The sequence below is a fragment of the Paenibacillus sp. PK4536 genome, from assembly GCF_028594455.2.
Classification (GTDB): Bacteria; Bacillota; Bacilli; order Paenibacillales; family Paenibacillaceae; genus Saccharibacillus; species Saccharibacillus nuruki.
This window is the reverse complement of the sequence record NZ_CP126313.1, coordinates 2,827,142-2,849,941: the sequence shown is the minus strand read 5'-3', so window position 1 is coordinate 2,849,941 and position 22,800 is coordinate 2,827,142. Positions and strand designations below refer to the sequence as shown.

Sequence of the window (22,800 nt, the reverse complement as noted above, 5' to 3'; positions counted from 1 at the left end):
CAAGAGAAAAAGTATACGCTTACATTATTTATTTTTTAAGAGTGAATTTTAGTTTTTATTTTTAAAAATGTATAGTGTTTCTTTTCGCTTTCTTTAAAATTCGTTAGTGATATTATGCCAGTTGGTGAGATCGGGTAATTTCTGCTGAGTCCAGTAATGTAAAAGAATTTGAATGATCTCCTGGTGATTGGATGTATGATACGCATAATGTTGAAACGCAGATTTATCTCCTTCAGGCACCAACCGAATCTCAACCACCATCCCTTCCCCTTCATGTTGTTCCGAAGCCGCTTGTATGTAGATACTATGTTCGATAGGCTGACTTGGAGTGAGAATAACATAGTCATAGATACCTGTTTGGAAATCGAGCACGATATCGGAAATGACAGATGCTTCGATCGAGTCATTATCGTAGATCGTGCCGTTGCTGTCGATGGTATAAGTGAGTTGTTGGTAAGACATGGGTTGGAACCTCCTGTAAGTTTTATGTATTGGAATGAGTCTATTATACGCAAAAAATCCGCTAAACACGAAAAGTGTCTAACGGATTTTTATTTTATGGAGCTAGGCGGAATCGAACCGCCGACTGATCGCTGCCAGCGACCTATTTTCCCCCTAAACTATAGCCCCATGTTTAGTTATAACTCAACCTATTTCTCTCATAATCATGTGGAGAGAAAAAATACATAAAGCAACAACTACATTAATTTATCACATCTACCTATACCCCGTCAAGAAAGATCCTTTTACACCTCTTTCTCTCCTTCCTGCAATCTAAATTCACACCTCTACCCCCGCAGTCTGTGACAAGCGGGTGACAGTTGGGCGGAAGCGTTGACTTTGGTTCTGTGTGTATTGGTATAATGAAGTATAGTACTCAGAAAAGAGGCGAAAGCATTGAATTTTAATACCACTTATGCCAAAGCAGGATTGGGATTACTCCTAATGTTGGTTTTTTTGACGGCTTGCGGACAGCCTAAAGAAACGCGTGCCGATATTTTCAATCCCAATGGGATCAAAACGATGCCGATCAATGATTCTTTTGGAACGGTAAGTATTCCGGTTTCTCCGAAGCGTATTGCAGTCACTAGCCAATATGCACTGGATTACCTGAATGCGATTGATGTGAATGTGGCACTGGCTCCTAAGCCGACGGAAAGCAATCCTTTTCCTATCTATATGACAGATGAAGAAAAGAATAATATTTCACTGATCGAAGGCGAAGGTACCGAGATTAATCTATCTGCATTGAAAGGGCAAAAGCCTGATCTAATCTTCACTGATAATAGTGATCGTGCAGTCTATGATGAATTGTCCAAAATCGCACCAACGATCTATATCGCACAAACCAACGACTGGCGCAGTGAACTGTATAACTATGGAACGATTGTAGATAAAGAAACAGCTGTCAAACAATATCTCAATGCTTTCCAACAAGCGACCAATGCAAGTAAATCGAAGCTAACGCCTATTATTGGAACATCTACAGTAGCAGCGGCTTCAATCACCAAAGACGGCATGATGTTATACAACAATGCCAAAAATGGTGTAGGCGAAGTCATGTATCAGGATATGGCGCTTAAAGCTCCACCTATATTGCCAACAGATGCGGTATCGGCTCCGGCAACAGTTGCTCAGTTGCAAAGCACTAATCCAGATTATCTATTTATCTCTACAGGCGTTGCTGGTGATACACCTGACGCTTTGACCAAGCGAATGACAGCCACAGCAGATGGTGCAATATGGAACCAGTTAACAGCAGTACAGAATGGGCATGTTTATATTGTGGATCCTAGCTTTTTCAATAATACTCCTCCTGCTAAGACCTATGTATTAGAAACGATTTTGAAAAAAGTACAGGGTACATCTTAATCTAGTCTTTCTTCTCAATGCTCGATGGATTAAAATCTTTTTGATATAACAAACAACGATGAATCGGTGTCTCCTTTGAACTATCAAGGGAACAGTATATACGATTCATCGTTGTTTATTTTTGTACGAATGGTATGGATCAGACCAGCAAAAAACTTGTATTCACTTTTCAAATCCGATATAATCTTACTTACGGTGATTTGTTCACCACTCCCACATTAACTTCTCAGACAAACATCATGAACATGTGGAAGTTACATATTCGCGGTCATGGCGGAATTGGCAGACGCGCACGGTTCAGGTCCGTGTGGGCTTACCCCCGTGGAGGTTCGAGTCCTCTTGACCGCATACTTATTGTTTACTAAGCTTGTCTCGTCTATTGCGGGATGGGCTTTTTTATATTTCAATCTCTGTGCTATTCAATCTATAGAAGCTATCTGCTCCCATAGGGATACAGGCATAGTTCCTAATGACATCACCTGTTCGATCTCATCGATATGCGCTGTACGACTTGCTCCGATTAACATCGAATCTATTTGTGGATGTTTTATCGTCCACCATAATATTAACTGTACCAGTGTAACCCCTACTTCTTCTGCTATCACACGATATTTATCCACTTTTGTAAAATTCTCTTCTGTAAAATAATGCTTCATTCGTTCTTCGCCTTTGCCCATACGACTTTCAGGAGGAATATCTTGTAGCGATGAATAGCGTCCTGATAATATCCCTCTTGCCAGTGGACTGTAAATAATCTTCCCGATTCCAACTTGATCCGCATAAGGAAACACGTCTTGCTCTATATCTCGAGTCAGCACATTAAGCTCAGATTGAATAGAAGTAAAAGGTGTCCATTGATGCGTATCACTGAACTTGTAAGCAGCACGTAACTGATCTACAGCAAAGTTAGAACACCCGATTGCTCTGACTTTACCTTGCTGTACTAATTCATGCAATACAAGTAACGTTTCTTCAAGTGGTGTATGAGGGTCAAATTCATGAACTTGATACAGATCAATGTAATCGGTTTGCAGACGTTGTAGAGAACGATCGATCTCTTGCATGATATGGTGACGAGACAACCCTTCGTCCATTTTACCCTGACCCATACGCATACCTACTTTGGTTGCAAGGATCACCTGATCTCGTTTTCCTTTCAGCGCTTGACCGATGATCTGCTCTCCTAATCCATCTCCAATATGATCAATATCTTGCCTTTTGCCATAAAAGTTAGCTGTATCTATAAAATGAATACCTAGCGCTAGGCTTTGATCCAGAATACGTTGTGAAGCAGATGCATCGATCCATCTTCCAAATGCCATCGTTCCTAGACCAACTTTGGATACTTGAATATTGGAATGGCCTAATAGGTGCTTATCCATTTACTCATTCTCCTTTACCATTTGTGCCAGACCACTTCCAAATGACCAATCTTCAAATTCAGTCTCGATTAACATGATAAAAACATCTTCAATCCGAACGCCGACTTGCTCTGCTAGTTGCTTCGCTAATTGCATATACAGCTTTTTCTTTTTGACTACCCCTCGACCAGACTTCAACGTAATCTGGATATACAGTAATCCATCTGAACGATCTCCTTGTAAATAGTGTGGATCATATATAAATTGTTCTGACTGATGATGATGAAATACTTGAAAGCAATCTTTTACCGGTACATCACAGCAATCTACCAGTGCTGATAAAATGACCCCACTGATCTGTTGCAACTGCTCTGCATGGTACTGATTCTCCATATAACTGACTCTTGTAAATGGCATAATTCTGATCCTCCATCTGATCAATAAATTTCTTAAATATCTAAGCGGTTGTGTATGCTCTTATTGTACTTAGAATCATTCTATTTATATAATAGATAATAATCATAAAGATCATTCATTTTATCGATGAAGATAGCAAAAGGAGATGGATCATGGATCTGACAGAATTGATTGCTTTTCAGACAGTCATGCGTGAAGGAACGTTCTCCAAGGCTGCGGAAAAGCTAAATTATGCTCAATCGACAATTACCAACCAGATTAAACGATTAGAAAAAGAGTTAGGAATCACTTTGTTTTATCGCAATTGGGAAGCTACACTCACGCCTGCCGGGCAACGATTTGCAGAACAAGTGGATCAGCTCATCCAGCACTGGCGTTATGTAGGCGATATTGCCAAGCAACTAAACGAAGAAGAAATAGGCACATTACGCATTGGAGTCACAGAAACATGGGCAGACTACCATTTACCTCACATTTTAAATGAATTTCGGCAATATAAACCTAAAATTGCTTGCGAGATTACAGTGGGTCATTCTGCTTTTTTGGAAGAATGTTTGCAACAGGAAAAAATCACTATTGCGTTATGTGCTGATTCTGAATATTCTCATCTTTTCTCATTCGAACCTTTAGCGCAAGAATCGATCTCTGTTGTTATACCAGCAGGTCATTCATTAGCTACCGCTCAAACGGTAACGATAGACGAGTTATTATCGCATTTATTGATTATTGGACAATCGTCTTGCAAGTATCGATTACAGGTAGAAAAAGCGTTCCGCACATATGAGAAAGAACCCTTATTTTATACGCTAAATCAACTTTCATTGATCCCTTTATATGCTGAACAGTTAAATGGAATTGGGATCGTTCCTTCTTCCTTGCACATAGACTCTGGATATACTCGCTTGCCTTTTCCAGTGTTAGATAACCCTTTAAATATCGGCATCCTGCAACTTTGTTCTATGAAATACAGTAGTGGAATACAGCAACTGTTTATCGAACAAGTGCGGAATTATTTTCACAATCGTTAGTAGGATGAGAGTTTAATCTGCTATTTAGTAGATAGGAATAATTCATTATTTTATAGAAATGTATACCAAAAAGAGCATCTCTACATGTGACTGTAAAGATGCTCTTTTTTGCCTATCAAGTATCCTCTAACGTTATTACGATCTCTAATCTTATTTAACTCTGATTAGGTATTCGTATTTTCGCTCTCTTCTTTGGATAATAGACCTTTGAGCTCTTTCATAAACATATTAATATCTTTAAATTGACGATAGACTGAAGCAAAACGCACATAGGCTACTTCATCGACAGGGTACAACTGTTCCATCACTAACTCGCCTACAGCACGACTTTCCACTTCTGCCATCGCTGTAGTATGTAGACTTTTTTCCACTTCAGAGACGATCATATCCAATTGATCTACAGATACAGGGCGTTTCTCACAAGCACGAATTAGACCACGAAGAATCTTATCACGGCTAAATTCTTCACGACTACCATCTTTCTTAATCACAATCAGTGGAGTTTCTTCTACCATTTCGAACGTCGTAAAACGGCGATTGCAACTTTCACATTCACGTCGACGACGAATCGACTTATTATCATTGGCTGGACGGGAATCCAGCACCTTGGTTCCATTGTGACTGCAATATGGACATTTCATTGCTCACGTCACTTCCTTTCTCGCCAACCGTTCATTCGGACATCATTTCAGTCAAGTTCACGCATATATAGTTCATCTATTATCAAATATATGTGTTCCAGAATCCAACATAGTGTTTGTTCGATCTAAAAGGCATCGTATAATTCAGTATACTGCTTATAATAATATAATACACGTTGAACATAATGTCTTGTTTCGCCAAAAGGAATATCTTTGGCATCTTCTAGTGTGCCATCCCATTTACCGGAACTGAGCCATGATTTCACATTGCCAGGCCCTGCATTGTACGCCGCAATCACAGCCACCTTATTGCCATCAAACTGACGATTGAGCTGTCTAAGATACCATGTACCAATCTGGATATTAGGATCGATCTCATGCTTCACTGTTTCCAGTGACATATTATCTAAGTGTGCTTGCTCCATGATCCATTGCGCTGTATTAGGCATCAATTGCATCACACCCAAGGCACCCTTTTTGGATTCCATACTTGGTTTAAAATTCGTTTCTACTCGAATAATCGCAGCGACTAAAAAAGGATCGACTTCATACGCAGCAGCATGCGCACGAATCTCTTCTTTGTATTCGATTGGATAAATCCAACCTAACCAGCGACTATTGAAAAAAACAACGATCACAACAAGGATAAACAGTGGTAAAAGTATTCTTTTACGAACCAATTTCTTCATGAAAGACCTTTACTCTGCCAGAACTCTTCCAATTGAGCATACGTATCCTCAAGGGTACCGCTGTTATCAATTACAATGTCAGCTATTTTTTTCTTTTGCTCAATATCCATTTGCGCATTTATTCGTTTCCATGCTTGTTCTTCGGTTAATCCATCGCGCGCTATTAAGCGCTCCAATTGAACTGATTGAGGCACATACACTACCATAATCTGGTCAAACGTATAGACACCTTTGGCTTCTAGCAATAATGGAATATCTGCAACCACTAACGTATCTGGATATTGTTGTTCTAGCTCTAAAGTACGTGTCTGAATCAATTCACGAATCGCAGGATGAGTAATCTCTTCAAGCGATTTGCGTTCTTCAGGATGGGTGAAAATATGTTCACCTAACTTTTTACGATTTAGTGTTCCATCTGCTTGTAACATGTCTGCGCCAAAACGTTGTACCACCTGTGCAAGCACAGGATGGTCAGGCATCATCACTTCACGCGCAATCAGATCAGCATCGATCAACTTGGCTCCTTTAGAGGATAACCACGCAGACACCGAGCTTTTACCTGTTGCGATTCCTCCGGTTAAACCGATATTCATGATGTCACCTCAATGTTTCTGACGAGTAGGTAGCGGCTGACACACAGGGCAAAAATGTGTTCCTCTTCCGCCAACAACCGTCTTCTCGACAAGTGTTCCGCATTCATAACAAGGTTCTGCTTTGCGACCATAAATACGTAGACTGTGCTGGAACATCCCCATTTCGCCCTGTCCATTGACATACGACTTAATCGAAGAACCACCTGCTTCTACAGCATCCGCAAGTGTTGATACAATGGCTTCGTGTAGACGGGTTAATTGTTCTGCTGTTAACGTATTAGCGATCTGCTCTGGATGAATTCCTGAACGAAATAAAGCTTCATCCACATAAATATTTCCGATCCCTACCACATACTTCTGATTGAGCAACACAGGCTTAATCATCGTACGACGCTTGCTCATTAGATTGATAAACTGCTCTGCTGTAAATTCAGGCGCAAGCGGTTCAAGCCCCAAGTGCATCAGTGGCTTAGACTGCAAATCTTCATCTTTTTTAAATAAATGCATGGTACCAAATTGACGTACATCTTTATAACGAAGCTCTGTACCATCGGTAAAATGGAAAATAACATGAGTATGCTTCTCGACAGGTTCATCTTTTGTATAGACTCCATAGCGTCCTTCCATCCGTAGATGAGAAACCAACACCAAATGATCCATCACGATTCGCAAAAATTTGCCACGACGCTCCACTTTCTCAATCGTATGCCCTTGAAGCTCAATCTCAAACTGCTTATGATCATCCGGTAATTGAACAATACGTGGCAAAGACACTGTAACATGATCAATCGTTTTGCCGGCAACCAAGGTGTTTAACGTCCGTCTAACTGTTTCTACTTCCGGCAATTCCGGCATAACCTTTCACCTTACCTTTTACAATAATATTCTTAAATAAGTCATTATAAAAATTTTAATAAGTCAAATGCATATTTTATATAATCAATCTTTAACAGCGATCGTAAGGATCATCTCTTTGGCGGAACGAATCACTATTCCACCTCCAAGCATCCCTACGTTCCCTACCCTCTAATTATAGACTATTTACTTCGCTTCATACCAGTTCGCACCATAGCTCACTTCAGCTTTAAGTGGCACAGATAACGACAATGCTTTTTCCATCACTTCTGGTACTAATTTCTTCATTTGTTCCATTTCATCCGCAGGCACTTCGAATACCAATTCATCATGTACTTGCAGTAACATACGACTGTTCAGCTTATGATCTTTAAGTGCTTGATCCATATGCACCATAGCTAGCTTAATAATATCTGCGGCTGTACCCTGAATAGGTGTATTCATCGCTGTACGGTTCGCAAACGAACGCAGATTGAAGTTAGATGAATTGATATCCGGTAGATAACGGCGACGCTCTAGCATCGTTTTCACAAAGCCATCTTTTTTCGCTTCGATTACGATATCGTCCATATAACGGCTAACGCCTTTGAAGACTTCAAGATATTGGCTGATAAAGTCGCCTGCTTCTTTGCGTGTAATCCCTAGATTCTGAGATAATCCATAATCACTAATACCATAGACAATTCCAAAGTTAACCGCTTTGGCAGAACGACGCATATTACCATCGACTTGCTCTTTGGTCACGCCGAATACGTCCATAGCTGTTTTGGTATGAATATCCATATCATGTAAAAAGGCATCTTTTAGACCTGGATCATCTGCCATATGCGCAAGTACCCGTAATTCGATCTGGGAGTAATCGGATGATAGAATGCTCCAACCACTTTCAGAAGGGACAAATACTTTACGTAATTTACGTCCTTCTTCTAGGCGGATCGGAATATTTTGCAGATTCGGGAACTGACTGGATAAGCGACCTGTCGCTGTAATCGTCTGACGGAAAAAGGTATGCACTTTACCTGACTTCGGATGAACCTCTTTCAACAATCCTTCTACATACGTCGATTGCAATTTAGCAAGTTGGCGATAAACCAGAATTAACTGCACAATATCGTGATAAGGTGCTAGTTTTTCAAGTACATCTGCACTGGTAGAATATCCAGTTTTGGTTTTCTTCTCTACAGGTAATCCTAGACGATCGAATAGAATTTCACCTAATTGCTTCGGTGAATTCAAGTTAAATTCAACACCAGCCATTCCATGAATTTCAGTCACTAAGACATTGATTTTCTGTTCAAATTCTTTGCCTAGTTCACGTAGTTCATCGGTATTGATAGCAACCCCTTGCTTCTCCATATCGGCTAAGATGCGAGATAACGGCATTTCTAGATCATCAAATAAACTGGTCATTTCATTTTGCTCCAACTGTTCACGTTGAAGTGGAACCAGCTCACGAATAGCTGCTGTTTTGCGTGCCAGATGATGACTCAATATTTCTTCTTCAGGCACTTTATATTTAGCCCCTTTACCAAAGACTGTCTCGTCTTCTGGCATATGAGGTAGACCGTATTTTGCTCCAAGCGCATTCAAGCTTTGCCCGGACTCTGTTGGATCAAGTAAGTAGGCTGCAATCTGCACATCAAAAGAAGCTCCTGCAAATGGAATATCGATCCAGTGTAACACCAGGTCTGCACGATGCAAATCATGTCCATGCTTCGGAATCGATCCATCAGCTAACCATGCACGTACACCTGCTGCGCCCTCGCTTAACAATGTCTCAGGCGTCATAAAGTAATACTGATCCGGTGCAGATAATACAATACCCACCAGTTCCGCATGATGTGGATTATCTCCATGACTTTCAATATGCAATACTTCGACTGTATTCAGTACTTTTTCCAGTTCTGGAAGTTGCTCTTCACCTACAATCGTGACTTCAAGTTCAGAAGCTTCTACTTGCGCAGGATCATGCAGATCTTCACCATCAAGCTCTGACAAATTCAAGCGTTGAATAATCGAGTTAAATTCTAATTTGCGCAAAGCAACAATAGAAGTCACCGGATTAAATCCATCATATTTCATACTTTCCCATGTCGCATCAAAAGGAACATTACGGAAAATAGTCGCTAGTTCTTTACTCATACGAGCATCATCAGCATGAGCTTCTACTTTTTCTTTCATTTTACCTTTGAGTTGATCGGTGTTCGCTAATACTTCTTCTACACTGCCAAATTGATGCAATAATTTGAGCGCTGTTTTTTCACCGACACCTGGAATACCCGGAATATTATCTGACGTATCCCCCATTAATCCTTTAAGATCAATAATTTGAGCTGGAGTTAAGCCGTAACGTTCTTCAATCTCTGCGGGTCCGTAAGGTTCAATATCACTTACACCTTTGCGAGTAAGCGCAATTTTGACATGATCTGAAGCCAGTTGCAACATATCTTTGTCACCGCTGACAATCAATACATTGCGTCCTTTTTCCTCAGCTGTCCGTGATAATGTACCGATAATATCATCCGCTTCATACGTATCTAATTCATAATACGTAATTCCCAACCCTGTTAATAACTCTTTCAGTAATGGAAATTGTTCCGATAATTCTGGCGGTGTTTTTTGACGTCCACCTTTGTAATCTCCATATGTGGTATGACGGAAAGTAATTTTACCTGCGTCAAAAGCAACCATCACATGCGTTGGTTTCTCTTCTTCTAGCAATCGAATTAACATATTAGTGAATCCATAGACTGCATTAGTATGCTGTCCGCTTTTGGTTGTCATCGGTTGTTGCATTGCAAAAAAAGCACGATAAATAATACTGTTACCATCTATTAAAAGAAACTTTTCCATAGAACCTCCTGTAGTTAGAACATCTCTATATTGAACCATCTTCTGGTTTACGATTGTGATTAATATTCGCTCTTTCTATGATACCACAAGCCCTTCTAATCAAAAAATAAAAGCACCGGATTTGTGTCCGATGCTTGGGGGTTAGAGCTATGATATGACGTATTGTGTTGATTAACGGTTAAGATCGGGGCGCACACCTGTAACCAGATAGACAACACTTTCACCAATATTGGTCGCATGATCTCCGATACGTTCAATATAACGTCCAGTTAGATTAAGCAACATAACTTGCGGGCCATCAACGGCATGATCGATCATATAGTTATGCAGTTCACGAATCATTCCGCTATACATATGATCTACTTGATCATCATCTACGCCTACTTTATACGCCAAATCAGTATTTTCATCCAAATACGATTGGATTGATTCTTTGGTCATTTGTCCTACGATATCAGCCATACGAGGAATATCGACTAATGGCTGGATTAAAGTAGAATCTTGAAGACGCAATGTTACTTTAGCGATATCAAGCGCTAGATCACCCATACGCTCTAGATCACTAGAGATTTTGAAAGCTACGATAATACGGCGTAAATCTTTGGCTACTGGCTGTTGGGTAACGATCAGACGTGAACCAATTTCCATGACTTTTTCTTCTAATTCATTAAGCGTGTGATCATTACCAATGATTTTTTTAGCTTGTTCGATATTGAGTTGTTGCAATGATAGTACTGCTTCTTCTAAAGCATGAACTACATGATCTCCCATAGCAGTGAGCAAGCGACGTAGCTCTCCTAAACTTTGGTCGAATTCTTTCCGGTTGGGCATGAACAAGTCCTCCTTGGTGTAGGTATTAGCCGAATCTTCCCGAAATATAATCTTCTGTTCGAGAATCTGTGGGGTTGGAGAACATCTCCGGTGTATCTGACGATTCTACAACTTCGCCATTTAAGAAAAAAGCAGTTTGATCTGAAATACGCGCAGCTTGATGCATATTGTGTGTTACCATCACAATCGTATAATCTTTTTTAAGCTCACGCGTTAATTCTTCAATCTTCAAGGTAGAGATTGGATCAAGTGCTGAAGTTGCTTCATCCATTAAAAGGATATCGGGTTGACCTGCTAACGCACGAGCGATGCACAGACGTTGCTGTTGTCCACCGGATAAGCTAAGGGCAGACCGTTTAAGATAATCTTTCACTTCTTCCCATAGAGCCGACTGACGTAGGCTTGTTTCTACAATTTCATCCAATTCTTTTTTGGATTTTACACCATGCAGACGTGGCCCATAAGCTACATTCTCGTAGATGGACTTGGGAAAAGGGTTGGGTTGTTGAAATACCATACCAACCTGCTGACGTAGATTTTCGACTTCTACATTTTCACCATAAATATTAGAACCACTGATCTCTACTACACCTTCAATACGTGTGCCTGGAATCATATCGTTCATACGGTTCAATGTACGAAGCAAAGTGGATTTACCGCAACCCGAAGGGCCAATAAAAGCAGTAATCGCTTTTTCTTTAATGTTTAAATTAATATGTTTAAGAGCCTGATGTTTCTCATAGTACAGGTTCAATTGTTCTACACGTATAATAGCTGACACAAGGTACACTCCCCTGATTTTCAATTCTTTTTTTTGATAACGAATGTTTTTTACATCTATTCATCATAAATCATATTTGTAAATCCCATCAGTTCGAATTGTAAACGGAATGTAAAAAATGTAAAGCTCATGATTTAACGCTGTAAAGCTTGTGCCACGATACTTGTCAGATGATCCGCTTCGTCCGCCGATTGGATCAATTGCTCTGCACTTTTAGAAGCTTCTTCTGCTTCCAACGCCATTTTGCCAAATAATTGATTGGCTTGCTTAATATACACCATACTTTGATCCATAACGGTCTCTGTTGTGTGTGTAGAAGAAGCTGATTGTTGAATCATCTCACTTAATCCGGTCAATAGCCGATTCACATCTGTAGAGAGGGCTGTAATATGAGAAGATAATTTACGCATTTCTTCGGCGACCACAGCGAATCCTTTGCCTGCTGTTGCAGCTCTAGCCGCTTCAATCGAAGCATTAAGTGCCAGCATATTACTTTGACCTGCAAGATCGGTTACAGCATGTACCACTTTACTTGCTTGCCCTGTGTAATGCAGCATATCTTCGGCTAATGTACGTTGACGTACGACCAATTGTTGTACTTCTTCAAATTGCTGATTGGCTTTATTGAGATCTTGTTGACCGGATACTGTCTGTTGCTTCATCAAATGCAGTTCACGATGACTTTCTTGAGCAGCTTGTTGAACTACTTTCACCGCATCACCAATCTGTTCTACAAATTGATGAGTCTCTTGCAAAGAAGAAATTCGTCTTTGTTCTGTCGACAACTGTAAATAGTTAGATAATTCCATAATATCGCGGATCGTGATAATTCCAGCTAGCAGACCTTGATGTGTTAATACGACACATTCATAAAAAGAGTCTCCTTCACGAGCAAGAGCAGCATCCACAACGATAGAAGCTTCTGTATCGATATCCATTGCCAAAATATGAGGCTGACTGAACATGACTGTAGATCGAGTATCATATAGTTCACTTGCAAATCGACTTGCCATATGACGATAAAACTGTTCACGCATAATTAATCCTTCAGGACGCTGTTGTTCATCGCACAAAACAATACATGGCAGATGGGTCTGACGCTTAAAGCGAATATATGTTTCTCGACAGGTTTCTTCCACCGTAATAGCAGGTACAGTGATCAAATAACGTCGTAGACTTAATTCATCTGATAATATAGCTACACTTTCTGGTTGTGTTTCTTGGGTAATTTCAATTTCTACTTGTTCTACTGGTATGGGATGAGTTGCTATATCAATAGGTTGTGTGGTTTGCGATTCACGTATCATTGTCTCTAACATTGATTATCGTCTCTCCTAACGAAGTAAACTAGTCTTTTAGACTCATAACCTAAGACTAAAGGATCAATGTAAACATCAATGTGTTAAAATTCGCTTATTATGTAAAAAACGCTCGACATCCCATTTTAAATGGAATGTTGAGCGCTTGTTCTTTTGCGTACGACTAATTTATAACCAACTCCACGAATTGAATCGATATGTACCGATTCAGGATCGAGTTCTAACTTTTTGCGTAAAGAGCTGACATGTACATCGACGGTACGTTGACCACCGATATAATCAAATCCCCATACGGCATTCATTAGATCATCCCGTGTCATGACTACACCTGGCTTACGTGCCAGATACAGCAAGACTTCAAATTCTTTAGGACGCAGTGTAATATGTTGTGTACCCAATGTAACTTCGTATTTATCCGGGTAAATCGTTAAATCTCCCAGTTCTATGCGACTCTCATGGGATAACTCTTCTTCTGGTTGATCTTCTCTACCGGTTGCACGGCGTAATACCGCAGCGACACGTGCTAATAGTTCAGAAACACCGAATGGCTTCGTAATATAGTCATCGGCTCCAGCTTTGAGTCCTTCCACTACTTCTTCTTCTGCATTTTTGGCTGTCAAAATCACCACAGGTGTACGAATCCCTGAACTGCGTAATTTACGCAAAATGTCTAGTCCCGCCATACCTGGCAACATCAGATCAAGCAAAATCAATTCAAACGGTTCACTCTGCGCACGATCCAATCCTGCACTTCCGTGATCTTCTACAGTGACTTCATATCCTTCTTGTGTCAAATTGTAAGACAACAATCGAGATAACGTTGATTCATCTTCTATGACCAGTAATCGTTTAGCCATGATAACCTCCCACAAGGGTTCGCATTTCATACATCAATGTCAGCATATCACTCTTGTGTTAACCCTGTGTAAAATGATGTAATAAAATATTAAATATCTGGTTCATCCTCTTGTAACAACGGCAAATTGACTGTAAATGTTGTTCCAATATTAACTTCGCTTTCCACAGTTACAGTGCCGTGGTGTAAATCGACAAGATGTTTAACAATCGATAATCCAAGACCTGTACCCCCTGAAATACGTGAACGTGCTTTGTCTACACGATAAAAACGTTCGAAAATACGTGGTAAGTCTTTTTTCGGAATACCCATACCTGTATCTCTAACATGGAAAAGAATACGTTCCTCGCCATTCTCAGATACTTTCTCTTCGACTGTTAATCTTACTTTACCACCGTCTTGTGTATAGTTTACCGCATTTGAGATCAAATTGACAAAAATCTGTCGTAATCGATCTTCATCGGCTTCCATAAACATTTCTTCCGGTACATTCATTTCCATCGTAATATTCTTTTTGGCAGCAGAAGAATTTAACATCTCCCGAATGGTATCAAAGAAAGGTTGTAAATGAATCGGTGAGAAATTGAGTGGCGAACGCTTCGATTCAATTTTGGATAATTCCAGAATATCACCGATCAGACGGTTTAATCGTTCACTTTCATCATAGATAATTTGTAAAAAGGCTCGCGAAGTTTGTTCATCTTGCACGCCACCGCCTAGCAATGTTTCGGCAAATCCTTTGACAGCAGCAATAGGCGTTTTCAATTCATGTGATACATTAGCTACAAATTCGCTTCGCATTCTTTCTAAGCGACGAATATTGGAGATATCTTGAATCAAGAACAACATGCCCCGGTACGTATCATCATCTTCGAACATAGGTACACCATCGATCTGAATCAAGCGCGGTTCTGGATCATACAAGGTCTGTTCATCATGAATACGCTCTTTACGACGCAATCCTTCTCCAAGTAGCTTGGTCAGTTCATAATGACGTTTCAATTCGTGATACGACTTGCCTGTTAGACGCTTAGAAGTGACTCCAAGTACTTCTTCTGCAAATCGATTCACCAGTGCAACATTTCCTAATGAATTGACCATCAACATTCCACCGGTCATATTCGCCAGTACACTTTGTAACAAATCTTCGTTATCCCGAATAATTTTGAGTTGTTTTTCTAGGCTATCTGCCATATTGTCTATCGCTTTACCCAGTTCACCAATCTCATCACGACGTTCCAATTTCACTCGTGCTCCATAGTCTAAGCGAGAGATCCGATTAGCGACCACTGTAATATGTTCAAGTGGCTTGGTTAGACCGGATGCTACTCGATAACTCACAACAGCCGCCACTAGAAATAAGACGAGCAAGCTAATCCCCATCACTGTCCACGCATTGCGTACACCGATCTCTACGGCTTCAAGGCTCATGGATAACCGAATATACCCGTTGAACACATTACCTGCTTGTACAGGCGCTGCAACGTACAGCATATTCTTGTCCAGTGTAGCGCTATAGCGAATCGCACTTCCTACACCTGTCGTTGAAGCAGCACGAATTTCTTCACGATCCATATGATTGTTCATCGCATGTGGATCACTTTCAGAATCCCCGATTACAGTGCCGTCTTTCTCAATAAAAGTCACTCGTGAATCAGTTAAGTTCCCGATCTCATGTGCTTCTTGAGAATAATATTTGAAAATATCTTCAGAAGGCTTACCGCTTGTACCTGTTGATCTAAAATCAAACGTTGTTTCTAACAAACGAATTTCACGAACCATGTTGTCTTCGAGTGTTTGAATATGTGAGCTTTTGAATATTTGACCCATTGTCAGTGCCGCTGCTAGACCAAGTACACCGAGCAGGATCATCAGAATCAATGTCAAACGAATGCGGAAAGGCTTCATGCATCTCTTCCTTTACGATAATTTGAAATACGCATAAAAATAGAATACTGGAGCGTTGCCATCGGCTGTTGAAGCATAATCCCTAGTACTACGGGTACAGCTGTCTGCGGGCTAAAATAAGCCATCGCAATCACCATCCCGACCGAAATATTACGCATCCCTGAAGCATAGGCTAATGTCACAGGTAACGACTGCCCTTCCCCTTTGCGACGAAGAATCGCCGACGCGACATACCCCAGTCCATAACATAAAGCGACCAGTATCATCACAGAAGGCACGACTAATAGTAGATCACGACGCAATGATTGGAGTTGCGGAGCAATCGCCGCTGCATTTAACAATACGACTCCTGCAAAACACAATTTGGCTAACGGTTGCGTAATTGGAGCTGACCAATCACGGAACTTCCCACCTGATAACTCATAGACCATCATACCTGCAAATGTAGGTAATACAATCAGTAATAATAAATCTTTGAACATATGTAAAGTATCGAACTGTATATCTGCACCGAAAAACACTTCGATTAGCACAGGCACGACAAAAGGGCTAAGTGCCGAATCCACGATCACTAACGTTAATGCTAATGCCACATTACCGAAAGACATCCCGACCCATAAGACAGAAGATACGCCTAAAGGGATAGCCGCAAACAATACCAAGCCTACCGTATAAGGAGAAGCACTACCGAATAATAAAAGTCCTAATCCGTAAGCGATTAAAGGTGCGGCAATATGGGCTAACAATAAAGTGACGATAATAGGTGCAGGCTTGGTCAATACGCCTTTTAAATGTTTTCGTCCACAACCAAGTCCCATCACAAAAGTAACATAAGCAAATAACCCTGGAATCCAACCGACAAAAGGTAACAATGGCTTCGATATAAAGAATCCCAAAACCAGTGTACACGGAATAATCAAAAACATATACTTTTCAAAAAAACGAGTAAATGTGGCTGCATGTTCTCTCATGACGTAATCTTCATCTCCAAAAGTTAACATATTTCAATGTATCGATCACTTATAGTGACAAGTATTATCATACCAGAGGTTGCAGAATAAGTCCCTTTCCTACATCCTATGATATTTGTGTTGTATACAAAAAAAGACGATAGCACAGGTCAATAACTCCCTGATCTACCGTCTTTCCATATTTTTGTGATTTTAATATGATGTTATTGTCAAATCTATGCTAGATAACGTCTGTATTATCCGTTAATGATCTCGCCACCGTTAACATGAATAATCTGACCGCTTACGTAAGAAGAATCTGTACTTGCTAGATATACATAAGCTGGAGCAACTTCTTCCGGTTGTCCCGGACGCTTCATCGGTTGGCTTGCTCCGAATTTGCTTACTTTTTCTTCGTCAAATGAAGCAGGAATCAATGGCGTCCAGATCGGACCTGGAGCAACAGCATTGACACGAATTCCTTTTTCTACAATATTCATAGATAGAGCACGTGTAAAGGCTGTGATTGCACCTTTGGTAGAAGAGTAATCCAACAATACAGGCTCACCACGATAAGCGGTAACTGATGTCGTATTGATGATAGCAGAACCTTCTTTAAGATGCGGTACAGCTGCTTTGGTAATAAAGAACATACCGAAAATATTCGTACGGAAAGTACGTTCTAACTGTTCAGCAGTGATATCTACGATACTTTGTTGAACATGTTGTTCTGCTGCATTATTGACAACAATATCTAATTTACCTAATTCAGATACGGTTTTTTCTACAGCTTGCTTCGCAAATGATTCGTCGCCTACATCACCTGGAAGTAGAATACATTTACGTCCTTCTTGCTCGACAAACTTTTTGGTTTCTTCTGCATCACCATGTTCATCTTTGTAGACAATCGCTACATCTGCACCTTCTTTAGCGTACAAAATAGCTACAGCACGGCCGATACCACTATCCCCACCTGTAATGATTGCTACTTTATCTTTCAGCTTACCTGCTGCCTGATACGCAGGCGCTTTAAATTCTGGACGTGGAGTCATTTCCGATTCGATTCCTGGTTGTTTTTCCTGATGTTGTGGAGGTAATGTTTGTTCTTCGCTAGACATAATTAATTCTCCTCTCGAATATAAAAAATGGATGATTCACACATGCATAAGATGATTCCATTTGTTGCTTCCGTCCATTATTTACCACTGTCTATACATGTTTAAACATCTATTTCATTATAAATTAATGTATTGAAATACACATTTTAGGGTAAATATCCTGATTTCAATAACCGAAACATTCAGCAAGCAAATCAACAAAAAACCGCTACTTCAAAAGTAACGGTTGGTCGCCTATATCCAGTTATGTGTACGTTCTTATCCATCTGTTCAGATGGTCTACTATGTGTGGGTAAATGTGTCTACGCTACAATATTAAATAATGTCGCGGAATACCATAAAGAAACTAATAACAACCAGACATACAGCCAGTATCATGCTTAGTGACCGAATTTTGCCGATGTGGGGTGTAATATTTTTGTTCTCATTGATATCGGCGAGTGCTAATCGTAAAGGCTTACCCATAATTCCACCAATCGCAGCGATTGCCAAAAATAATACAAATACAACAACCATCCAAGCGATTGAATACTTGCCTTTGGTCATTAAGTAACCACCTGTTAATAATTGCACAATCAATCCAAATTGGGCGATACGATTCAATGTACGAATCATAGCAATACTGCCTGATTGGGCTTCTGCTGAACTGTTAGCTATTTTACTTGTCACAACAGGTAAAAACAAATAAAAGCCCATCGACAATGCTCCTAAGATGTGTATAAACACTAATACTTCTGCCATCCTTTAACCTCCATTCTTTTTATCTATAGCCACTCTAGCGATCAATCGGCTATACTCTATTATTTTAACGGATAAAGTTATGAAAATACATATTTTCGTCTTGATTTTATAAGGTTGTGTGTCTAATTTTTGTCATATTAGTAAAAATTGTTTGTACTTAAATTTAAATCAAAACATAACAAAAAAGGCTCCCACAGAATGTGGAAACCTTTTTGTTTAGACATTATACGTTAACGATTTTAAGCACGTTACGGACAGAATCAGCAGATTTCTCAAGAGCAGCTTTTTCCTCGGAGGTCAATTCCAATTCAAAGATTTTCTCGATTCCACCGCCCCCTAGAATAGCAGGTACGCCCATAAAGAGATCGTTATAACCATATTCGCCTTCTAAATAAGCAATAATCGGTAAAATACGCTTTTTGTCTTTTAGAACCGCTTCTGTCATTTGTACAAGTGATGCTGCCGGGGCATAGTAAGCACTACCATTACCAAGCAGATTCACAATTTCGCCTCCGCCTACACGGGTGCGTTGTACAATTTCTTGAATACGTTCTTTGGAGATCAATGTATCGATAGGAATACCGCCTACACTAGAATAGCGTACTAACGGCACCATATCGTCACCATGACCACCCAACACAAATCCACGTACATCTTCTACCGATACATTTAGTTCTTCTGCAATAAAGGTACAATAGCGAGCTGTATCCAGTACACCGGATTGTCCGATCACACGATTTTTGGGAAAGCCCAAAGATTGATACGCGACATAAGTCATTGCATCTACAGGATTGCTCAAAATAATCACAATCGCTTCAGGTGAATATTGCTTGACTTGTTCGCATACCGATTTGACGATTCCTGCATTCGTATTCACGAGATCATCGCGGCTCATGCCCGGCTTACGAGCAATACCTGCTGTGATAATCACCACATCCGAAGATGCTGTGTCCTCATAATCAGATGTCCCTTTAATCTGGCTATCAAAGCCCTGTACAGGGCTTGCTTCCATCATATCGAGCGCTTTACCTTTAGTTGGGTTCTCCAACTGTGGAATATCAACCAGTACTACGTCACCAAGTTCCTTTTGAGCAAGCATCAAAGCTGTAGTTGCACCGGTAAAACCGGCACCGACCACTGTGATTTTTTTGCGCTTAATGACGGTCATAGGTTATCCTCCTACATGTTTTCGATGATTTTGTCAGCGAACTCAGAACATTTCACTTCTGTTGCGCCATCCATTAGACGAGCAAAGTCATATGTTACTGTTTTGTTGTTGATTGATTTTTCTAGACCTTTATAGATCAATGCAGAAGCATCATGCCATCCCAAGTGATCCAATAACATAACACCAGACAAGATTACAGAACCTGGGTTTACTAGATCTTTGTCAGCATATTTAGGAGCTGTACCATGAGTCGCTTCGAAAATAGCATGTCCTGTTACATAGTTAATGTTTGCGCCCGGTGCAATACCGATTCCGCCTACTTGTGCAGCAAGAGCATCAGACAAGTAGTCACCGTTCAAGTTCAATGTAGCAATCACATCAAATTCATTTGGACGTGTTAATACTTGTTGCAATGCGATATCAGCAATAGCATCTTTTACGATGATTTTGCCAGCATCTTCAGCTGCTTTTTGAGCTGCATTTGCTTCATCTGCACCTTTTTCTTCTTTGATCTTGTCATATTGTGCCCAAGTGAACACTTTATCACCGAATTCTGCTTCAGCCACTTCATAACCCCAGTTTTTGAAAGCTCCTTCAGTAAATTTCATGATATTTCCTTTGTGTACCAAAGTAACTGTTTTGCGCTCGTGATCAATAGCGTATTGAACAGCAGCACGAACCAGACGTTTGGAACCTTCTTCAGATACAGGCTTGATACCGATACCGGATGTTTCTGGGAAACGGATTTTGTTAACGCCCATTTCGTCTTTCAAGAATGCCAATACTTTTTTCACTTCTTCTGTACCTTCTTGGTACTCGATACCTGCATAGATATCTTCTGTATTCTCACGGAAAATAACCATATCTACCAATTCAGGACGTTTTACAGGAGAAGGTACGCCGTCAAAGTAACGAACAGGACGAAGACATACATACAGATCCAATTCTTGACGAAGAGCTACGTTCAATGAACGAATACCACCACCGATAGGTGTAGTCAAAGGTCCTTTGATCGCTACAATATATTCGCGAATTGCAGTCAGCGTATCAGCTGGCAACCACTCGTCGTATGTATTGAACGCTTTTTCACCGGCAAATACTTCGTACCATGCGATTTTTTTGGAACCACCGTAAGCTTTTTCTACCGCTGCATCCAATACACGTACAGATGCTTTCCAGATATCGCGTCCTGTACCATCACCTTCAATAAAAGGGACGATCGGGTTGTTAGGTACATTAAGAACTCCATCATTGATTGTAATTTTCTCACCAGTAGTAGGTAATTCGTATTTTTCAAACTTCGGCATAATTATGTTCCTCCTTAAGGGATATGGCTGTCGCATCGTAAGAGAAGGCGTTTACACACATCAAAAGGAAACCTTTGAATACCCTATACACTTGGGTATAAATTACTCGCCGGCTCCTCTTCAGGTATATGCATGGTACAAATCATTTGTATATGCTTACCTTCACAGACATGCACAGTTCTGTCTTTATTTTACCAGACGTTGGGTCATATGAGAAATATCTACTTGCATATGAAATGAAATACTGATTTTAGCGCTGTTCGATCGGAATATATTTTTGATCAACAGGTCCTACATATTCTGCACGAGGACGGATAATACGATTGTTTTCGTATTGCTCCAAAATATGTGCAGACCATCCAGATACACGGCTGATTGCAAAAATAGGTGTAAACAAATTGCGCGGAATACCTAGCATGGTATAAACAGAAGCTGAATAGAAATCAACATTCGGTTTGAGTCCTTTGCTACCCGTTACAATTTCTTCGATCCGAATACACATTTCGTATAGACTTAGATCGTTGTTCATTTCACCTAGCTCTTTGGACATTTTTTGTAAATGCTTGGCACGTGGATCACCATTTTTGTATACACGGTGACCGAAGCCCATGATTTTTACTTTGTTGTCTAGTTGTTCTTGGATATAACCTTCTAGACGATCCATCGAACCGATCTCTTCAAGCATTTTCATAACCGCTTCATTTGCTCCACCATGTAGTGGGCCTTTAAGCGCGCCAATTGCTGAAGTAATACCGGAATGAATATCAGACAAAGTCGCTACCGTAACGCGAGCAGCAAATGTAGAAGCATTTAATTCATGATCCGCATGCAGAACAAGTGCTTGATCTAATGCTTTAACTGCTGTATCTTCAGGATCTTCGCCATTTAACATATACAAGAAGTTATGAGCAATCGATACGCCTTTTTTCGGAGCGACCGGCTCTTTACCACTTGCAATACGTCCAAGAGCAGCTACAATCGCTGGCAATTGTGCTTGCAATTTGACTACTTTTTTATGATTAGCTTCTGGACTCATGTCTTCAGCTAGATCATCATATAGAGCAAGAGCAGAGATCGCACTACGAAGAGCTGCCATCTGATTCATATCTTTAGGATAAAGTTTCATTTGCGCAATCAATGGTTCTGGTAAGGTAGCATATTCATCTAGATCTTTTTGCAATTGATCTAGCTCTGCTTGATTTGGAAGTTTGCCAAACCATAACAAATAAGCCACTTCCTCAAAACTTGCGTTAATAGCTAACTCATCAATATCGATTCCACGGTATGTAAGTACGCCGTCAACGATAGAACTAATAGATGAACTTGCTGCAACAACGCCTTCCAATCCTTTAGTAGCTGTCATATTACTCTCTCCTTTGCAGAACGGAATGATTGTGATTTTGCCCATTTACGGGAATGAAAACATTTACATTTTTAAATATGGAAAAATTTAAAAACTGGCTAGTAAGGTCCTTCACAATTGTTGAAAAGAGTTCTAATGATCCAAACACC

General features: G+C 40.3%; 21 protein-coding genes and 2 tRNA genes. 3 read left to right on the top strand and 20 right to left on the bottom strand.

The window, feature by feature from the left end; all coding sequences use genetic code 11:
- Nucleotides 1-93: 93 nt before the first annotated feature.
- Nucleotides 94-462, bottom strand: coding sequence for a hypothetical protein (locus tag PO903_RS12770; protein WP_273593595.1), 369 nt, complete (start codon nt 460-462; stop codon nt 94-96).
- Nucleotides 463-559: 97 nt separating this feature from the next.
- Nucleotides 560-630: transfer RNA gene (locus PO903_RS12765), tRNA-Ala, on the bottom strand.
- Nucleotides 631-897: 267 nt separating this feature from the next.
- Here PO903_RS12765 and PO903_RS12760 point away from each other — a divergent pair.
- Nucleotides 898-1,872: an ABC transporter substrate-binding protein gene (locus PO903_RS12760; RefSeq protein WP_273593594.1), complete on the top strand. Its 975-nt coding sequence runs from the start codon at nt 898-900 to the stop codon at nt 1,870-1,872.
- 264 nt (nt 1,873-2,136) lie between these two features.
- Nucleotides 2,137-2,220, top strand: a tRNA-Leu gene (locus PO903_RS12755).
- Nucleotides 2,221-2,291: 71 nt separating this feature from the next.
- Here the strand turns inward: PO903_RS12755 and PO903_RS12750 are convergent.
- Nucleotides 2,292-3,254, bottom strand: coding sequence for an aldo/keto reductase (locus tag PO903_RS12750; protein WP_273593593.1), 963 nt, complete (start codon nt 3,252-3,254; stop codon nt 2,292-2,294).
- Nucleotides 3,255-3,650: a tautomerase family protein gene (locus PO903_RS12745; RefSeq protein ID WP_273593592.1), complete on the bottom strand. Its 396-nt coding sequence runs from the start codon at nt 3,648-3,650 to the stop codon at nt 3,255-3,257.
- 152 nt (nt 3,651-3,802) lie between these two features.
- On the opposite strand from PO903_RS12745, the gene PO903_RS12740 reads away from it, so the two are divergent.
- Complete coding sequence (locus PO903_RS12740; protein ID WP_273593591.1) at nt 3,803-4,678, top strand: LysR family transcriptional regulator; 876 nt, start codon at nt 3,803-3,805, stop codon at nt 4,676-4,678.
- Between the two features lie 164 nt (nt 4,679-4,842).
- On the opposite strand, the gene nrdR is transcribed toward PO903_RS12740, so the two are convergent.
- The 16 genes from nrdR to PO903_RS12660 all read right to left on the bottom strand — a co-directional run bounded on the left by nrdR (nt 4,843) and on the right by PO903_RS12660 (nt 22,651).
- Complete coding sequence (gene nrdR, locus PO903_RS12735; RefSeq protein ID WP_069327000.1) at nt 4,843-5,319, bottom strand: transcriptional regulator NrdR; 477 nt, start codon at nt 5,317-5,319, stop codon at nt 4,843-4,845.
- 125 nt (nt 5,320-5,444) lie between these two features.
- Nucleotides 5,445-6,008: a lytic transglycosylase domain-containing protein gene (locus PO903_RS12730; RefSeq protein ID WP_069326999.1), complete on the bottom strand. Its 564-nt coding sequence runs from the start codon at nt 6,006-6,008 to the stop codon at nt 5,445-5,447.
- Nucleotides 6,005-6,601, bottom strand: coding sequence for a dephospho-CoA kinase (gene coaE / locus PO903_RS12725; RefSeq protein WP_273593590.1), 597 nt, complete (start codon nt 6,599-6,601; stop codon nt 6,005-6,007). The genes PO903_RS12730 and coaE overlap by 4 nt, the downstream gene beginning before the upstream one ends.
- Nucleotides 6,602-6,610: 9 nt before the next feature.
- Nucleotides 6,611-7,456 carry a DNA-formamidopyrimidine glycosylase gene (mutM, locus tag PO903_RS12720; RefSeq protein ID WP_137222346.1) on the bottom strand — a complete coding sequence of 282 codons (846 nt, stop codon included), beginning with the start codon at nt 7,454-7,456 and terminating at the stop codon, nt 6,611-6,613.
- A gap of 186 nt (nt 7,457-7,642) precedes the next feature.
- Nucleotides 7,643-10,309 carry a DNA polymerase I gene (gene polA / locus PO903_RS12715; RefSeq protein WP_273593589.1) on the bottom strand — a complete coding sequence of 889 codons (2,667 nt, stop codon included), beginning with the start codon at nt 10,307-10,309 and terminating at the stop codon, nt 7,643-7,645.
- Nucleotides 10,310-10,480: 171 nt separating this feature from the next.
- A complete protein-coding gene (gene phoU, locus PO903_RS12710) occupies nt 10,481-11,140 on the bottom strand; it encodes a phosphate signaling complex protein PhoU (RefSeq protein WP_069326995.1) in 660 nt (219 codons plus the stop codon).
- A gap of 25 nt (nt 11,141-11,165) precedes the next feature.
- On the bottom strand, nt 11,166-11,921 hold the full coding sequence (gene pstB / locus PO903_RS12705; RefSeq protein ID WP_069326994.1) for a phosphate ABC transporter ATP-binding protein PstB: 756 nt from the start codon (nt 11,919-11,921) through the stop codon (nt 11,166-11,168).
- Between the two features lie 134 nt (nt 11,922-12,055).
- Entirely contained in the window at nt 12,056-13,240 is a 1,185-nt protein-coding gene (locus PO903_RS12700; RefSeq protein ID WP_069326993.1) for a methyl-accepting chemotaxis protein, read from the bottom strand.
- 125 nt (nt 13,241-13,365) lie between these two features.
- Complete coding sequence (locus tag PO903_RS12695; RefSeq protein WP_069326992.1) at nt 13,366-14,097, bottom strand: response regulator transcription factor; 732 nt, start codon at nt 14,095-14,097, stop codon at nt 13,366-13,368.
- Nucleotides 14,098-14,186: 89 nt separating this feature from the next.
- Complete coding sequence (gene pnpS / locus PO903_RS12690) at nt 14,187-16,004, bottom strand: two-component system histidine kinase PnpS (protein WP_069326991.1); 1,818 nt, start codon at nt 16,002-16,004, stop codon at nt 14,187-14,189.
- On the bottom strand, nt 16,001-16,975 hold the full coding sequence (locus tag PO903_RS12685; protein ID WP_273593588.1) for a bile acid:sodium symporter family protein: 975 nt from the start codon (nt 16,973-16,975) through the stop codon (nt 16,001-16,003). Before PO903_RS12685 ends, pnpS begins: the two co-directional genes overlap by 4 nt.
- 236 nt (nt 16,976-17,211) lie before the next feature.
- Entirely contained in the window at nt 17,212-18,072 is an 861-nt protein-coding gene (locus PO903_RS12680) for an SDR family oxidoreductase (protein ID WP_069326989.1), read from the bottom strand.
- A 315-nt stretch (nt 18,073-18,387) separates the two neighbouring features.
- Entirely contained in the window at nt 18,388-18,813 is a 426-nt protein-coding gene (locus tag PO903_RS12675) for a hypothetical protein (protein WP_273593587.1), read from the bottom strand.
- A 223-nt stretch (nt 18,814-19,036) separates the two neighbouring features.
- Complete coding sequence (gene mdh, locus PO903_RS12670; RefSeq protein ID WP_069326987.1) at nt 19,037-19,981, bottom strand: malate dehydrogenase; 945 nt, start codon at nt 19,979-19,981, stop codon at nt 19,037-19,039.
- A gap of 11 nt (nt 19,982-19,992) precedes the next feature.
- Nucleotides 19,993-21,288, bottom strand: coding sequence for an NADP-dependent isocitrate dehydrogenase (gene icd / locus PO903_RS12665; protein WP_069326986.1), 1,296 nt, complete (start codon nt 21,286-21,288; stop codon nt 19,993-19,995).
- Between the two features lie 250 nt (nt 21,289-21,538).
- On the bottom strand, nt 21,539-22,651 hold the full coding sequence (locus PO903_RS12660; protein WP_273593586.1) for a citrate/2-methylcitrate synthase: 1,113 nt from the start codon (nt 22,649-22,651) through the stop codon (nt 21,539-21,541).
- Nucleotides 22,652-22,800: the final 149 nt, after the last annotated feature.

Coding starts and splice junctions, on each gene's coding strand:
- PO903_RS12675 (WP_273593587.1), bottom strand. CDS start 18,813: ATGGCAGAAGTATTAGTGTTTATACACATCTTAGGAGCATTGTCGATG.
- mutM (WP_137222346.1), bottom strand. CDS start 7,456: ATGCCGGAATTGCCGGAAGTAGAAACAGTTAGACGGACGTTAAACACC.
- mdh (WP_069326987.1), bottom strand. CDS start 19,981: ATGACCGTCATTAAGCGCAAAAAAATCACAGTGGTCGGTGCCGGTTTT.
- polA (WP_273593589.1), bottom strand. CDS start 10,309: ATGGAAAAGTTTCTTTTAATAGATGGTAACAGTATTATTTATCGTGCT.
- PO903_RS12740 (WP_273593591.1), top strand. CDS start 3,803: ATGGATCTGACAGAATTGATTGCTTTTCAGACAGTCATGCGTGAAGGA.
- coaE (WP_273593590.1), bottom strand. CDS start 6,601: ATGAATATCGGTTTAACCGGAGGAATCGCAACAGGTAAAAGCTCGGTG.
- pnpS (WP_069326991.1), bottom strand. CDS start 16,004: ATGAAGCCTTTCCGCATTCGTTTGACATTGATTCTGATGATCCTGCTC.
- PO903_RS12680 (WP_069326989.1), bottom strand. CDS start 18,072: ATGTCTAGCGAAGAACAAACATTACCTCCACAACATCAGGAAAAACAA.
- PO903_RS12750 (WP_273593593.1), bottom strand. CDS start 3,254: ATGGATAAGCACCTATTAGGCCATTCCAATATTCAAGTATCCAAAGTT.
- PO903_RS12730 (WP_069326999.1), bottom strand. CDS start 6,008: ATGAAGAAATTGGTTCGTAAAAGAATACTTTTACCACTGTTTATCCTT.
- phoU (WP_069326995.1), bottom strand. CDS start 11,140: ATGCCCAACCGGAAAGAATTCGACCAAAGTTTAGGAGAGCTACGTCGC.
- PO903_RS12695 (WP_069326992.1), bottom strand. CDS start 14,097: ATGGCTAAACGATTACTGGTCATAGAAGATGAATCAACGTTATCTCGA.
- PO903_RS12700 (WP_069326993.1), bottom strand. CDS start 13,240: ATGTTAGAGACAATGATACGTGAATCGCAAACCACACAACCTATTGAT.
- PO903_RS12770 (WP_273593595.1), bottom strand. CDS start 462: ATGTCTTACCAACAACTCACTTATACCATCGACAGCAACGGCACGATC.
- nrdR (WP_069327000.1), bottom strand. CDS start 5,319: ATGAAATGTCCATATTGCAGTCACAATGGAACCAAGGTGCTGGATTCC.
- icd (WP_069326986.1), bottom strand. CDS start 21,288: ATGCCGAAGTTTGAAAAATACGAATTACCTACTACTGGTGAGAAAATT.
- PO903_RS12660 (WP_273593586.1), bottom strand. CDS start 22,651: ATGACAGCTACTAAAGGATTGGAAGGCGTTGTTGCAGCAAGTTCATCT.
- PO903_RS12685 (WP_273593588.1), bottom strand. CDS start 16,975: ATGAGAGAACATGCAGCCACATTTACTCGTTTTTTTGAAAAGTATATG.
- PO903_RS12745 (WP_273593592.1), bottom strand. CDS start 3,650: ATGCCATTTACAAGAGTCAGTTATATGGAGAATCAGTACCATGCAGAG.